At 59.8% G+C, this 12,857-nt stretch carries 10 protein-coding genes and 4 pseudogenes; 8 read left to right on the top strand and 6 right to left on the bottom strand.

Features of this window, described 5'->3' with window-relative positions; genetic code table 11:
• Positions 1-35: 35 nt before the first annotated feature.
• Together LN139_RS17850 and LN139_RS17855 are read right to left on the bottom strand one after the other, a co-directional pair.
• Positions 36-236 carry a YbdD/YjiX family protein gene (locus LN139_RS17850; RefSeq protein WP_236355431.1) on the bottom strand — a complete coding sequence of 67 codons (201 nt, stop codon included), beginning with the start codon at positions 234-236 and terminating at the stop codon, positions 36-38.
• Between the two features lie 12 nt (positions 237-248).
• Positions 249-2,318, bottom strand: coding sequence for a carbon starvation CstA family protein (locus LN139_RS17855; protein WP_236355432.1), 2,070 nt, complete (start codon positions 2,316-2,318; stop codon positions 249-251).
• A 162-nt stretch (positions 2,319-2,480) separates the two neighbouring features.
• On the opposite strand from LN139_RS17855, the gene LN139_RS17860 reads away from it, so the two are divergent.
• On the top strand, positions 2,481-2,846 hold the full coding sequence (locus LN139_RS17860) for a PilZ domain-containing protein (RefSeq protein WP_236355433.1): 366 nt from the start codon (positions 2,481-2,483) through the stop codon (positions 2,844-2,846).
• On the opposite strand, the gene LN139_RS17865 is transcribed toward LN139_RS17860, so the two are convergent.
• On the bottom strand, positions 2,843-3,520 hold the full coding sequence (locus LN139_RS17865; RefSeq protein ID WP_236355434.1) for an HAD-IA family hydrolase: 678 nt from the start codon (positions 3,518-3,520) through the stop codon (positions 2,843-2,845). The genes LN139_RS17860 and LN139_RS17865 overlap by 4 nt on opposite strands.
• Positions 3,521-3,553: 33 nt before the next feature.
• A pseudogene (radA, locus tag LN139_RS17870) lies at positions 3,554-4,917 on the bottom strand (DNA repair protein RadA).
• A gap of 179 nt (positions 4,918-5,096) precedes the next feature.
• On the opposite strand from radA, the gene mscL reads away from it, so the two are divergent.
• The 3 genes from mscL (at position 5,097) to LN139_RS17885 (ending at position 7,772) form a co-directional block, all read left to right on the top strand.
• Positions 5,097-5,522, top strand: a complete 426-nt coding sequence (gene mscL / locus LN139_RS17875) for a large-conductance mechanosensitive channel protein MscL (protein ID WP_236355435.1) — start codon at positions 5,097-5,099, stop codon at positions 5,520-5,522.
• Positions 5,523-5,752: 230 nt separating this feature from the next.
• On the top strand, positions 5,753-7,291 hold the full coding sequence (locus LN139_RS17880; RefSeq protein ID WP_236355436.1) for an S-type pyocin domain-containing protein: 1,539 nt from the start codon (positions 5,753-5,755) through the stop codon (positions 7,289-7,291).
• Between the two features lie 46 nt (positions 7,292-7,337).
• Complete coding sequence (locus tag LN139_RS17885) at positions 7,338-7,772, top strand: bacteriocin immunity protein (protein ID WP_329610969.1); 435 nt, start codon at positions 7,338-7,340, stop codon at positions 7,770-7,772.
• 61 nt (positions 7,773-7,833) lie between these two features.
• Here the strand turns inward: LN139_RS17885 and LN139_RS17890 are convergent.
• Positions 7,834-8,097, bottom strand: a pseudogene (locus LN139_RS17890) (transposase); the annotation flags it as partial.
• Positions 8,098-8,362: 265 nt separating this feature from the next.
• Here LN139_RS17890 and LN139_RS17895 point away from each other — a divergent pair.
• The 3 genes and pseudogenes from LN139_RS17895 (at position 8,363) to LN139_RS17905 (ending at position 10,839) form a co-directional block, all read left to right on the top strand.
• A pseudogene (locus tag LN139_RS17895) lies at positions 8,363-8,760 on the top strand (bacteriocin immunity protein).
• The gene (locus tag LN139_RS17900) at positions 8,667-9,926 is read left to right on the top strand and encodes an IS256 family transposase (RefSeq protein WP_236355438.1); all 1,260 of its coding nucleotides are present in this window, start codon (positions 8,667-8,669) and stop codon (positions 9,924-9,926) included. The pseudogene LN139_RS17895 and the gene LN139_RS17900 overlap by 94 nt, the downstream one beginning before the upstream one ends.
• A gap of 409 nt (positions 9,927-10,335) precedes the next feature.
• On the top strand, positions 10,336-10,839 hold the full coding sequence (locus tag LN139_RS17905; protein ID WP_236355439.1) for a bacteriocin immunity protein: 504 nt from the start codon (positions 10,336-10,338) through the stop codon (positions 10,837-10,839).
• Between the two features lies 1 nt (position 10,840).
• Here LN139_RS17905 and LN139_RS17910 read toward each other — a convergent pair.
• A pseudogene (locus LN139_RS17910) lies at positions 10,841-11,610 on the bottom strand (ferredoxin--NADP reductase).
• A 122-nt stretch (positions 11,611-11,732) separates the two neighbouring features.
• Here LN139_RS17910 and LN139_RS17915 point away from each other — a divergent pair.
• Positions 11,733-12,857: a methyltransferase gene (locus LN139_RS17915; protein ID WP_236355440.1), complete on the top strand. Its 1,125-nt coding sequence runs from the start codon at positions 11,733-11,735 to the stop codon at positions 12,855-12,857.

The raw sequence follows: 12,857 nt of genomic DNA on the forward strand, positions 1-12,857 counted from the left end.
GCAGCACACCTGGCCGCGGCGAGGGTAAGCGGGAGTCAACAGCAGCGCGGCGAGCCTTTGCCTCCACCGTAACGGGCTTCCTGGCGTTCCCGGAAGAACGCCTCATAGCTCATCACAGGCAGGTCGGGATGCTTGTTGCGCATGTGCTCCACGTAGTTGTCGTAGTCAGGCATGCCCACCATCAGGCGGGCCGCCTGGCCCAGGTATTTGCCGAGCTTGCCGAGGTCATTGAACACGTGCAGCCCTCCTCACTGTTGGCCACCGAGGGCCTGGAACGGGGCTTCCTTGTCGGTGCGCTCCTTGCGACCCAGCGCTTTGTAGCCAGTGCGCAACGCGAAGATCAGTACGCTGAACACCACGATCAGGAACAGCACGGTCAAGGTGGCGTTGGTATAGGCATTGACCATCACCTGATGCATCTGCTCGGCGCTCTTGGCCGGCGCCAGCACCTGGCCTGCGGCCAGGGCATCGCTGTATTTGCGCGCCAGCGCCAGGAAGCCCACGGCCGGGTTCGGGTCCAGCAACTTGATCAGGCCTGCGGTGGTGGTGCAGATCAGCAGCCATACTGCCGGCAGCAGAGTCACCCACACATAACGCTCGCGCTTCATCTTGATCAGCACCACGGTGCCGAGCATCAGCGCGATACCCGCCAGCATCTGGTTGGAGATACCGAACAGCGGCCACAAGGTGTTGATGCCACCCAGCGGATCGACCACGCCCTGATACAGCAGGTAACCCCACAACGCTACGCAACCTGCGGTGCCGATCATGTTGGCGCCCCACGACTCGGTACGTTTGAGCGAGGGCACGAAGGTGCCGAGCAGGTCTTGCAGCATGAAGCGGCCAGCCCGTGTGCCTGCATCGACCGCAGTCAGGATGAACAGCGCTTCGAACAGGATCGCGAAGTGGTACCAGAACGCCATGGTGTTCTGGCCGGGCAGCACCTGATGGAGGATCTGCGCGATACCGACAGCGAGCGTGGGCGCGCCACCAGCGCGAGCCAGGATGGTGTGCTCGCCGATGTCGTTGGCTACTGCCTGCAAGGCATCGGGAGTAATAGCGAAGCCCCAGTTGCTGACCGCCGCCGCCACCGCCGTTACATCGGTGCCGACCACTGCCGCTGGGCTGTTCATGGCGAAGTATACGCCTGGTTCGATGACCGAAGCCGCCACCATGGCCATGATTGCGACGAACGACTCCATCAGCATGCCGCCGTAGCCGATGTAACGCGCGTTGACTTCGTTATCCAGCAGCTTGGGCGTGGTGCCCGAGGAAATCAGCGCGTGGAAACCCGACACTGCACCACAGGCGATGGTGATGAACAGGAACGGGAACAGCGTGCCCTTCCACACCGGCCCTGTGCCGTCGGTGAACTGGGTGAGCGCCGGCATTTTCAGCTCCGGCATGGTGATCAGGATGCCGATCGCCAGGGCGATGATGGTGCCGATCTTGAGGAAGGTGGAGAGGTAGTCACGCGGGGCGAGGATCAGCCACACCGGCAGCACTGCGGCCACAAAGCCGTAGCCGATCAGCATCCAGGTGATCTGCACGCCGGTGAAGGTGAAGGCCTTGGCCCAGGTGGGGTCCGCGGCGACCTGGCCGCCCAGGTAGATCGACAGCAGCAACAGCACCACGCCGATCAACGAGATTTCGCCGATGCGGCCGGGGCGGATGTAGCGCATGTAGACGCCCATGAACACCGCGATCGGGATGGTCGCCATCACTGTGAACACGCCCCACGGGCTTTCGGCCAGTGCCTTGACCACGATCAGCGCCAGCACCGCCAGGATGATGATCATGATCAGGAAGCAACCGAACAGCGCGATGGTACCGGGGATCTGGCCCATCTCCTCGCGCACCATGTCGCCCAGCGAGCGGCCGTTGCGGCGAGTGGAAAGGAACAGCACCACGAAGTCCTGCACGGCACCGGCGAAAACCACGCCGGCGATCAGCCACAAGGTGCCGGGCAGATATCCCATCTGCGCCGCCAGCACAGGCCCGACCAGCGGCCCTGCGCCCGCGATGGCCGCGAAGTGGTGGCCGAAGAGAATGTGTTTGTTGGTGGGCACGTAGTCGAGCCCGTCGTTGTTGACCACGGCAGGCGTTGCCCGGCGTGGGTCGAGCTGCATCACCTTGTTGGCGATGAACAGGCTGTAATAGCGGTACGCGACCAGGTACAGCGAGACCGCTGCAACCACGATCCACAAGGCATTGATCGATTCACCCCGGCGCAACGCGACCACGCCAAGGGCACAGGCTCCTATCACCGCCAGCACGAGCCATGGCAAATGGCGGGCTGGGCTTGCTGTGTTTTTCATAGTTATTTTTATCCGGCAGATGGGTTTTCGAGGACCACGCCCTGAGTCTAGCCAGACTCAAGGGAAATCTCATCCCCACGTTGGTCTAGAGCGGCTCGCGCAGGGTTCCCACGGCCGCCATGCAACTGGGCTATAGTCAGCCGACGCCAAGGAGTGTTTTACATGAGCCAAGAACGCCGTCGTTTCACCCGCATCGGTTTTGACAAGCCCACCCTGCTCGCCCAGGGCGGTGCCACCTGGGCAGTGCATCTGCTGGACATTTCGCTCAAGGGGCTGCTGGTGCAGCGGCCCGATGACTGGGCCGGCGACGCCAGCCAGCCATTCGGCGCCCAGGTCGACCTGGGTAACCAGGCAGTGGTGAAAATGGAAGTGACGCTCGCCCATAACGAGGGCGAGCACCTTGGGTTTCAATGCACACAGATCGACATCGAGTCGGCCACCCACCTGCGCCGGCTGGTGGAGCTCAACCTGGGCGACCCTGCAGAGCTGGAGCGGGAGTTGGGGGCGTTGCTGGCCCCGGCCCCTTAATCGAACGCCGGCAACCCCCACTGCTCGGGCTCGAACGCCAGCAAACTCTCCAACCTGCCATCGGCGTGGGTGTATTTCTCCGGGTCCATCGCCGAATCCGGCACCGCCAGGGCATACATGCCCGCAGCCTTCGCTGCCGTCACACCAAAGGGTGAATCCTCGAACACCAGGCAGTCGGCCGGCGCGACACCCATGCGCCGGGCAGCGGTGAGGAAGATGTCCGGTGCAGGCTTGGCAGCAGCGACTTCAGGGTCGTCGGCGGTGACGATGGTGTCGAACAGCGAAAACCACTCTTTGTGCTGCGCTGTTTTAAGCTCGAAATAGCCGCTCGATGAGCTGGTCCCCACGGCCACCGGCACGTTGTGCGCCTTGAGGTGGCGCACCAGCGCCTCCGCTCCGGCCATGCCCAGCGCGGAAGGAAAGCGCTCCACCATCAGCGGCTTGCGCATCTCCAGAAACTCATCCACCGAAATCGGCAGCCCGATGTTCTCCACCACGTAGGTGGCAAGGTCACGGGAGCCGCGGCCGATGATGTGCTGTTTGTGTTCCCAGCCGAAAGTCTTGCCGTAGCGCCCGGCGATGATCTGCATCACTTCGGTGTAGATGCCCTCGGTATCGAGCAGCAGGCCGTCCATGTCGAAGATCACGGCTTTGATGAGGGGGCGTTGGCTCATGGTGGCTCCTGGCGTTGGCAAAAGATGAACAGGTTATTCGAACAATGCGTCAAGCGCCTGTTCCAGACGCGTGACAGCGACGATCTGCAAACCGGGAGGCGCTTCCTTGGGCGCATTGGCCTGAGGCACGATGGCGCGCTTGAAGCCATGCTTGGCCGCCTCCTTGAGGCGCTCCTGGCCACTGGGCACCGGCCGGACTTCACCCGACAGGCCGACCTCGCCAAACACCAGCAGCCCGTGCGGCAGCGGGCGGTTGCGCAAGCTGGACATCACCGCCGCCATCAGCGCCAGGTCGGAAGCGGTTTCCAGCACCTTGACCCCGCCCACAACGTTGAGGAACACGTCCTGGTCATGGGTGGGAATGCCGCCATGGCGGTGCAGCACCGCCAGCAGCATGGCCAGGCGGTTCTGGTCCAGGCCCAGGGTCACGCGCCGGGGGTTGGCCAGGTGGCTGTCGTCCACCAGCGCCTGCACCTCCACCAGCATCGGGCGCGTACCTTCCCAGGTGGCCATCACCACGCTGCCGGCAATCTCTTCCTGCGCCCGGCTCAGGAAAATCGCCGATGGGTTGGACACTTCCTTCAGGCCGCGGTCGGTCATCCCGAACACGCCCAGCTCGTTCACCGCCCCGAAGCGGTTCTTCACCGCGCGCAGCAAGCGCAGGCGCCCATCGGACTCGCCCTCGAAATACAGCACCGTATCGACCATGTGCTCCAGCACACGCGGGCCGGCGAGCGAACCTTCCTTGGTGACGTGGCCCACCAGAAAGATCGCCGTGCCCGTTTGCTTGGCAAAACGCACCAGCAGCGCCGTGCTCTCGCGCACCTGCGCCACCCCGCCCGGGGCAGACTGCAACTGCTCGGTGAAGATGGTCTGGATCGAGTCGATCACCATCACCTTGGGTTTTTCATGGCGAGCGGTGGCGATGATCTGCTCGATGGAGGTTTCGGTCATCACCTTGAGCTTGTCTTGCGGCAGGCCCAGCCGGCGTGCGCGCATGGCCACCTGCTGCTGGGATTCCTCACCAGTGACGTACAGCGCCGGCATGCGCGCCGCCATGGCGCAGAGGGTTTGCAACAGGATGGTGGACTTGCCGATGCCGGGGTCGCCACCGATCAGCACCACCGAGCCGTCGACCAGGCCGCCGCCAAGCACGCGGTCGAGCTCGGCCGAGGCGGTGCTGAAACGCGGGATCTCCTCGATGCTGACCTCAGCCAGCGTCTTGAGCTGCGCCTGCTCGCCAGCCCAGCCGCTGCGGCCACTGGCGGCAGCTGGGGTGTTTCCACCAAGGTTTCGACCAGGGTGTTCCAGGCACCGCACTCGCCACACTGCCCCGCCCACTTGGGAAAGGTCGCGCCACACTCGGTGCAGCCGTACATGCGCTTGGCCTTGGCCATGCCCGCCTCCGTTTTTTTCGCAAAAGGGCGCCATGATAACCCGCTAACCGGTCAAGCACGGCGCTTGATCGAAGCAAACTATTGAGGCCAGGCTGTGTCACTTCAAGTGGCGCAGCGCAATGCGTTACCGCGTGGATTACACTGCGTGCACACTAAATTTTGTTACTGGGGGTAAAAGCATGAGCTTTCTTCAAGAGTTCAAGGCCTTCGCGGTCAAAGGCAACGTGGTCGACCTGGCCGTGGGTATCATCATCGGCGCGGCGTTCGGCAAGATCGTTTCATCGTTCGTCGGCGACATCATCATGCCGCCGCTGGGGCTGCTGATCGGCGGCATCAACTTCACCGACCTTGCCGTCACGCTACGGCCGGCCGAAGGCACCGCCCCGGCAGTGGTGCTGGCCTATGGCAAGTTCATTCAGACTATCGTCGACTTCATCATCGTCGCGTTTGCGATCTTCGTGGGCGTGAAGGCGATCAACAAGCTCAAGCGTGAAGAGGCCAAGGCGCCTACACTGCCGCCGGCGCCGAGCAAGGAGGAAGTGTTGTTGACTGATATTCGGGATATTTTGAAGGCGCAGAGCGGGAAGGTGCCGCCAGCGCTGTAATTTTTAATACTGGGCCGTTCGAGTGCAATGCTTGAGCGGCCTGGACGAAACTACGAACTGCACAAAAAAGAAATCAATAGATACAAAATTATCTGCTTTTTTAACCCCGCATACAACTTAGACATTTCAATACAAAACCAATATTGAACACTTCACCGCACGCGATTAAATTTCTCGACCGCTGGCCAGCGAGCTTAACTATCGAGATTAATTAATTACGGGCGCACACAGTGGCACAATCCGAACTAAAAAACATAATGGTTACTACCGGCAACGACCTCAAACCTAGCAAAGGATTGGTAATCGGCTCGGGAACAGGTATTGGCTCTGCAAGCCAGGAGATCCAGCACTTCCAAGCGAGTGTGAAAGGAAAATTCACATTCGAACTTGACGCAAGTGCATTGAATTCGCTCCGAAAGCCGGGAGTTAGCAATGAAAACCTGCACCTCTTGGCCATGAGCTGGCAGAGGCAGAATACAAGAAAAATAGCAGCACTTCCTGTGGAGCTGGATCGAGAAATAGCCGAAAAACTTTCTTCCCTGACACCCCCAGCCACCGAATCGGAGAGACTTCAACAACAGCAGGAAATTATCAAGCAACTGATCGAAACAAAAGTTCCGCGAATTGAAAGCCGTATAAACAGCTCCAAACGTCTCCAGGACATGCAGTACCTTCGGGCAGCGCTGGATATCAAGCTGTTGACGGCGTCAGTAGATGAACTCAACGAAAAGCTCTACGCCGTTCAGCTTCGCGCACAGGCCGAGCAACAGCGGCTTGAAGATGAACAGAAATTGGCTGCGCAGCAAGCTGCCGAGAATGAGGCTCGTCAGCAGGCCGAGAATGAAGCCCGTCAGCAGGAAAACATCCAGGCGACATCCGGCACTGCGCACAGGTTGCCCGCTGCATTGGCGGCTGCTCGCCCCATGGTTCTCGATGCAACCCGCCTTTACCCCATCATTGCGGGCGGTAGCGAAGCGTTCGTGGCCAGCCTGCGTAGTGCTGCTGGCTGGGCAGCATCGGCGGCTGCAGGTACCGGCAGTGGTCTGATGCTCGGTGTTACGGCGTTGTTATATCCCTCAAAGCTGGAGGCTCCTACACTCACCGCCAAGCCCGTGGTTACCAGCTTCCCGCTGGAACTGCTGGCACCAGAGCTGGCGCAGCGCCTGACCGAGGCACGTGAGGCGGTAGAGGCCCAGCGCGCAGCTGAAGTGCCACTGCGCCTGACCGCCGCCGCCATTGGTGAGGACAGCGACAAGGTCGCTTTGGCAGCGTTCAAGCCGACGGCAACGGTGCCGGCGACGGTCAAGGTGGTGCACGCCACACATGACCCTGCCACTGGCAACTACACCGCGCAAACCGCTGAGCAACCACCGCGCACCCTGTTGTGGACACCAGCGGTCAACCCGCCAGACCCCTCCACTGCCTTGCCAGCAGAAACGGTAGAGCCTGAAGCCTACGAAGGGCCTGCTGTAGAGCCGGTCGAATTGCAGGTGCTTGAGTTGCCCGTCGCCGAACCGGTGGAGATCGATGACCTGATCATCATCTTCCCGGTAGACAGCGGGATGGCGCCGATTTATGTGATGTATGTGAGTCCGCGGTATTTGCCAGGGGTGGTTACCGGGCATGGGCTAGAAGCAGGACCAGGCTGGATGGCCGCAGCAGTTGACGAAGGGGCACGGATACCACTGCAAATCGAGGAGCTGCTTTTAGGAAAAACATACAGTTCATTCGATACCTTTCGCCAAGCGATATGGCGAACTGACAGCTAGCCACCCTGAGTTATCCAAGGCGTTTACGACTGCTGATCTGAAACGGATGGCTAGGGGAGCAGCTCCGTCAGTGAGCTACGATGAGACGGCAGGCAAAAGGAAAGCTTATGAAATACACCACAGGGTACCTATAAAGCACGGAGGCGGAGTTTACGATCTTAGCAACTTAGTGATACTCACACCTAAGCAGCATGTACTTGAACATAAAAAACGAGAGAAAAGACACGTGAGTAGAAAACTGGAAGACTATACCGAAAACGAATTTTTAAAATTTGTCACAGACATATATGAAATGAACACTGAGAGCGACAGAGAACATCAGGAATGGATGGGGGACTTTGCTGAGCTTGTACAACACCCCCGCGGATGGGACCTAATTTTCCGCTACATTGATGGAATTGAAAACACCCCCACCGGCATTGTCGCTTACATAAAGAAATGGAGAGCCGAAAATAACCTTTCAGGCTTCAAAGAAAACTGAGCCCGGCGGCCGCCAGTCGTCTGGCTGGCGGCACTCAGCGGCAGCCCAGAACCTTTCTGTATTAGGCTCTGTACGAAACCAACTGTTTTAAACACCGCAACGACACGCCAGCGAAACCATAGCGGCAAAGCTCTCCGCCAGCTTGTCGTACCGTGTACCAATTCTGCGGTTGTCTTTTAGCCACCCGAACATCCGCTCGAATGATGCTCCGTTGCGCGTATTTGGGCTTGTCGAACAGGCGAGGCAAGCCCGGTTTAGGCTTGCGCTTCATGATCCGCAGGGGAATGACGGGTTGCATTCGAGAGCAGTCGCAGTGCTGCCTCAGTGTCATGGTCGGTCATCACGGCGGGAGCGGCCTTTGCGCTGCGCGCCTATGAAAGATCCGCTACCAAATCCCAAGCTTCATCTGAGATATCGTATCGACTGGCCATCAGAGGATTCCTTTCCCTGGATGGCGGGAGACTCTACGGCAACTGACCTGCGGTGTGGGTTTGGCTGGGTTTCTGCCAATTACGTACAGAACCTGGAAAACCTGACAATACTAACTCCGAAAGCTCACGTTAAGATCCATAAAAAAACAGGAGAAGGCAATGAATAAGAAGCTCGAAGACTACACAGAGGGAGAATTTCTGAAATTTGTCCAAGACATTTTGAAATGAATACGACCAGCGAAAAAGAGCATGAGCGCTGGGCCATACATTTCGGAGAAGTGACACAACACCCCCGCAGCTGGGATCTGATTTTTTATCCCATAGCAGGCGAAGACAATACCCCATCAGGTGTAGTCAACGAGGTGAAGCAATGGCGAGCAACCAATAACCTTCCAGGCTTCAAAGAAAGCGGGACTATCAGTAATTTTGTGTTCGGGCATCACATGCGTTTAAGGTGCATGACATGCCAAGCAAAAAGACCCCGGCCGGCAAGGCCAGAAAAGACCTCCCAGAGATCCCCAAAGACCTGGTCGAACAGTTCGTCAAAGGCCCGATGACAGCTGAGGCGATCCAGGACATCTCGATGGCCTTCAAGAAGGCGTTGGTCGAGCGCGCACTGGGTGCGGAGCTTGGCTATCACTTGGGCTATGCGTCCGGCGAGACGCGCCCGGAAGGCACCGATAACCAGCGCAACGGCACCAGCGGCAAGACAGTGCTGACTGACGATGGCCCGCTCAAGCTGGACATTCCCCGCGATCGCGACGGCAGTTTCGCGCCCATCCTGATTCCCAAGCATGAGCGCCGCTTCACAGGGTTCGACGACAAGATCATCGCCATGTATGCCCGTGGCATGACGGTACGCGAGATCCGTGCGTTTCTGCTGGAGCAGTACGGCACGGACGTCTCTCATGACTTCATCAGTTCTGTTACTGACGCCGTGATGGAAGAAGTGGGTGCATGGCAACAGCGGCCTCTGGAGCCGATGTATCCGGTCATTTTCTTCGATGCCTTGCGGGTGAAGATCCGCGATGAAGGTGTGGTCCGCAACAAGGCGATCTACTTGGCGCTGGGCGTTTTGCCGGACGGCACCCGTGACATTCTGGGTATCTGGATCGAGAACACCGAGGGTGCGAAGTTTTGGTTGAAAGTGTTCAACGACTTGCGCAACCGAGGCGTTGAGGATGTGCTGATTGCCGTCACGGACGGACTCAGGGGCATGCCGGAAGCACTGGCGGCTGTTTACCCTGAAACGACTCTGCAAACCTGCATCGTCCACCTGATCCGCAATAGCCTTGAATACGCCTCCTGGGACAAACGCAAAGGGCTGGCCAAAGCTCTGAAGCCGATTTATCAGGCACTCAATGCCGAGGCCGCCGAGCAGGCATTGAACGACTTCGAGGCTGGGCCCTGGGGCAAGCAGTATCCGACGGTTGTTGCCGCGTGGCGGCGGGCTTGGGATCGCGTGATCCCGTTCTTCGTGTTCCCGCAGGCAATACGCAAGGTGGTCTACACCACCAACGCCATCGAGAGCATCAACGCCCAGTTGCGCAAGATCATCAAGACGCGCGGGCACTTCCCGAATGACGAAGCGGCGACCAAGCTGATCTGGCTGGGACTGCGAAACATCACCGCCAACTGGGGCAAGGCTGCGCATGACTGGAAAAGTGCGATGAATCAATTTGCGATCCTGTATGAAGATCGCTTTACCAGGCCAACCTGGTGATTTCACTGTCCGTCAGGTGACGGGCGTTAACCGCCCGCACACAAAAAATCTGACAGTCCCAAGAAAGCTGAGCTCGCCAGCCGCTGGCCCCTAGGCTGGCGGCACTCAACGACTGCCCAGAACTTTTCTGTAATAGATAAGCAATATCATGAAAAAATAATTGTGTTTCACACCAGTCTTTTTGCTTACGGCTACCAGGCCACAAAATCCCCCAGTCCAGAAATCGATAATTAGCCTTTGCTTTACCAGAAAATTTTCAATAGAAACAAATTGAAACCTCAAAAAAAATGAGCTCACAACCTGATTTCATATTCGGTTTGCTCTCGTAAACAACCCAACCTACTGTGCCGTTCGTTCAACTTCAAAAATTTTTCTCTGAAGCTACGATTGCCCTCGGCGCTCCCACATCATGCACAAACGCCTAGAACACTACACCCACACCCAATTCCTCGACCTGATCACCTGCATCCTCGAACACCGCACCCAGGACAACGAGGAGCACCTGGCCTGGATCACCCAGTTCGCCTACGCCTCGCAGCACCCCAAAGCCACCGACCTGCTCTATTACCCCGAGCCGGGCGCAGACCGCTCTGCCGAGGGCATTCTCGAAGACGTGCTGGCGTGGCGGCATGTCGAGGACCTGCCAGGCTTTCAGGGCTGCCTGGCGATACCCGGGGCCATCAAGCGGGCCGAATGCCTGAGCGAGTGCAGTGAGGCCGATCTTCGAGTGTTCGTCAGTCAAATCCTTTACGCGTCACCCACTCAGGCGGCGAAGCGGGCAGCCTGGTTACGGCGGCTGAAGGCGCTGAGCGGGCACGCAAACCCCGCCGAACTGTTCGAGCATCACTGGCCCGAGCGCAAGCCCAGGGTTGCGCAGATCCTGGTGGCGCTGCGCAAAACCCAGCAGGCGTGACCTACCAATAGTTTTCGACCGCTACCTGCCCTGGCCTGCGGCTCAGGGCCAGTTGCATGTCACGGGTTTTGAGCAAGCCGCGGGTGTCTTCGATCATCTGTGGGTTGCCGCAAATCATTACCCGGGAGTGTTCGGGGCTTAGCGCCACGCCAGCGGCGGCTTCGAGGCCGCCGTTTTCGATGAGGGTGGTGATGCGCCCCTCCAGCGCGCCGGGGTACTGCTCGCGGCTCACGCAGGGGATGAACTGCAACTTGCCAGCGTACTCGACCAGGTAGTCGCGTTGTTCAAGGCCTGCAATCAGATTGCGATAGGCCAGCTCCTTGCCTTCGCGCGCGCTGTACACCAGCAGCAGGCGATCGAACCGCTCCCATGCCTCGAAGTCCTGCAGGATCGACAGAAACGGCGCGATGCCAGTGCCGGTGGCCAGCATCCACAGGTCGCGACCGTCGCCGAAGCGGTCCAGCGTGAGGAAGCCGAACGCCTGGCGGTCGATCAGCAATTCGTCTCCCGGCTTGAGCCGCGAGAGTTCGCTGGTGAACTCCCCCCAGGCACCACGATGGAGAAGAATTCGAGAAATTCATCGTGCGGCGACGACACCATCGAGTAGGCACGCCACACCACGCTGCCGTCAGCCTTGGTCACGCCCAGGCGCGCGAACTGCCCGGCGCGAAAGCGAAACCCCTTATCGCGGGTGGTGCGCAGGGTGAACAGGCTGGGAGTCAGCGTCTGCACGTCGAGCAGGGTTTGCCGGGTGAATTTCTCGTCGCTCATGGGGCCTCCGGGAACAAGGCGCCTAGTGTGGCGCAATCGGCCGTCGACAAACACCGGCGCTTTGTAGTGGCATCGGGCAAAACCTCGTAAAATCCGCGTTCGCCCGTTTTGAGCTCGCCTCGATGCCCGTCTTTTCCAGCCCCTTCGCCTCCCTCGACCTGATCCGCCACCCCGAGATGGCCGATGAGCCGTTGTTCGCGTTCGACGCGGCGGACGAGTACCTGCTCGCTCACCTGGCCGAGCAAAACCTGCCGCCGAGCGCCCGGGTGCTGGTGCTCAACGACAGTTTCGGTGCGCTGGGCGCAAGCCTGATGGGGCATTTCGAGGTCGTCAGCAGTGGTGACTCGTACCTGGCCACCATCGCCCTGGGCAAGAACCTCATCCGCAACGGCCGGGCGTTCGATGCCTTGGAAGTGCTCCCGGCCAGCGCGCCCTTCGACGGCCTGTTCGACCATGTGCTGGTCAAGGTGCCCAAGGCGCTGGCGCTGCTGGAGGAGCAGCTCATTCGGCTGCAGGCGCACCTCAAGCCAGGCGCGATGGTGGTGGCCGGCGGCATGATCAAGCATTTGCCGCGCTCGGCCGGGCAGTTGCTCGAAGACCTGATCGGCCCGATGCAGGCATCGCTGGCCGTCAAGAAGGCCCGTTTGCTGGCTTCGCGCTACGTGCCTCGGGAGCAGGAGCGCTCGCCCTACCCGACCCGTTACAGCCTCGACAAGCCCGCGCTGGAACTGGTCAACCACGCCAACGTGTTCTGCCGCGAGGGGCTGGACATCGGCACCCGTGCGCTGTTGCCGCACCTGCCGCGCAACCTGGGTGAATCACGAGTAGCCGACCTGGGCTGCGGCAATGGCGTGCTGGCGATCGCCACAGCCCTGGCCAACCCGGAGGCTCAGTTCACGCTGGTGGACGAGTCTTTCATGGCCGTGCAATCGGCTAGGGAGAACTGGCAGGCAGCACTTGGTGAGCGCCCAGCCACGTTTCGGGCTGCCGACGGCCTGGCCGGGCAACCCGCCGCATCGCTTGAAATGGTGTTGTGCAACCCGCCGTTTCACCAGCAGCAAGTGGTGGGTGACTTCCTCGCCTGGCGGATGTTCCAGCAGGCGCGTGAAGCACTGGTACCGGGAGGCGGCCTGCTGATCGTGGGTAATCGGCACCTGGGTTACCACACCAAGCTGGCGCGGCTGTTCCGAGGCGTGGAGCAGGTTGCGGCCAACCCCAAGTTCGTGGTGCTGCTGGCCTACAAGTAA

The sequence above is a fragment of the Pseudomonas sp. KNUC1026 genome, from assembly GCF_021650705.1.
Taxonomy (GTDB): Bacteria; Pseudomonadota; Gammaproteobacteria; order Pseudomonadales; family Pseudomonadaceae; genus Aquipseudomonas.

What these genes read in the sequence shown, in the direction of transcription:
- LN139_RS17855 (WP_236355432.1), bottom strand. Translation starts at nt 2,318, where the DNA reads ATGAAAAACACAGCAAGCCCAGCCCGCCATTTGCCATGGCTCGTGCTG.
- LN139_RS17860 (WP_236355433.1), top strand. Translation starts at nt 2,481, where the DNA reads ATGAGCCAAGAACGCCGTCGTTTCACCCGCATCGGTTTTGACAAGCCC.
- LN139_RS17865 (WP_236355434.1), bottom strand. Translation starts at nt 3,520, where the DNA reads ATGAGCCAACGCCCCCTCATCAAAGCCGTGATCTTCGACATGGACGGC.
- mscL (WP_236355435.1), top strand. Translation starts at nt 5,097, where the DNA reads ATGAGCTTTCTTCAAGAGTTCAAGGCCTTCGCGGTCAAAGGCAACGTG.
- LN139_RS17885 (WP_329610969.1), top strand. Translation starts at nt 7,338, where the DNA reads ATGGCTAGGGGAGCAGCTCCGTCAGTGAGCTACGATGAGACGGCAGGC.
- LN139_RS17900 (WP_236355438.1), top strand. Translation starts at nt 8,667, where the DNA reads ATGCCAAGCAAAAAGACCCCGGCCGGCAAGGCCAGAAAAGACCTCCCA.
- LN139_RS17905 (WP_236355439.1), top strand. Translation starts at nt 10,336, where the DNA reads ATGCACAAACGCCTAGAACACTACACCCACACCCAATTCCTCGACCTG.
- LN139_RS17915 (WP_236355440.1), top strand. Translation starts at nt 11,733, where the DNA reads ATGCCCGTCTTTTCCAGCCCCTTCGCCTCCCTCGACCTGATCCGCCAC.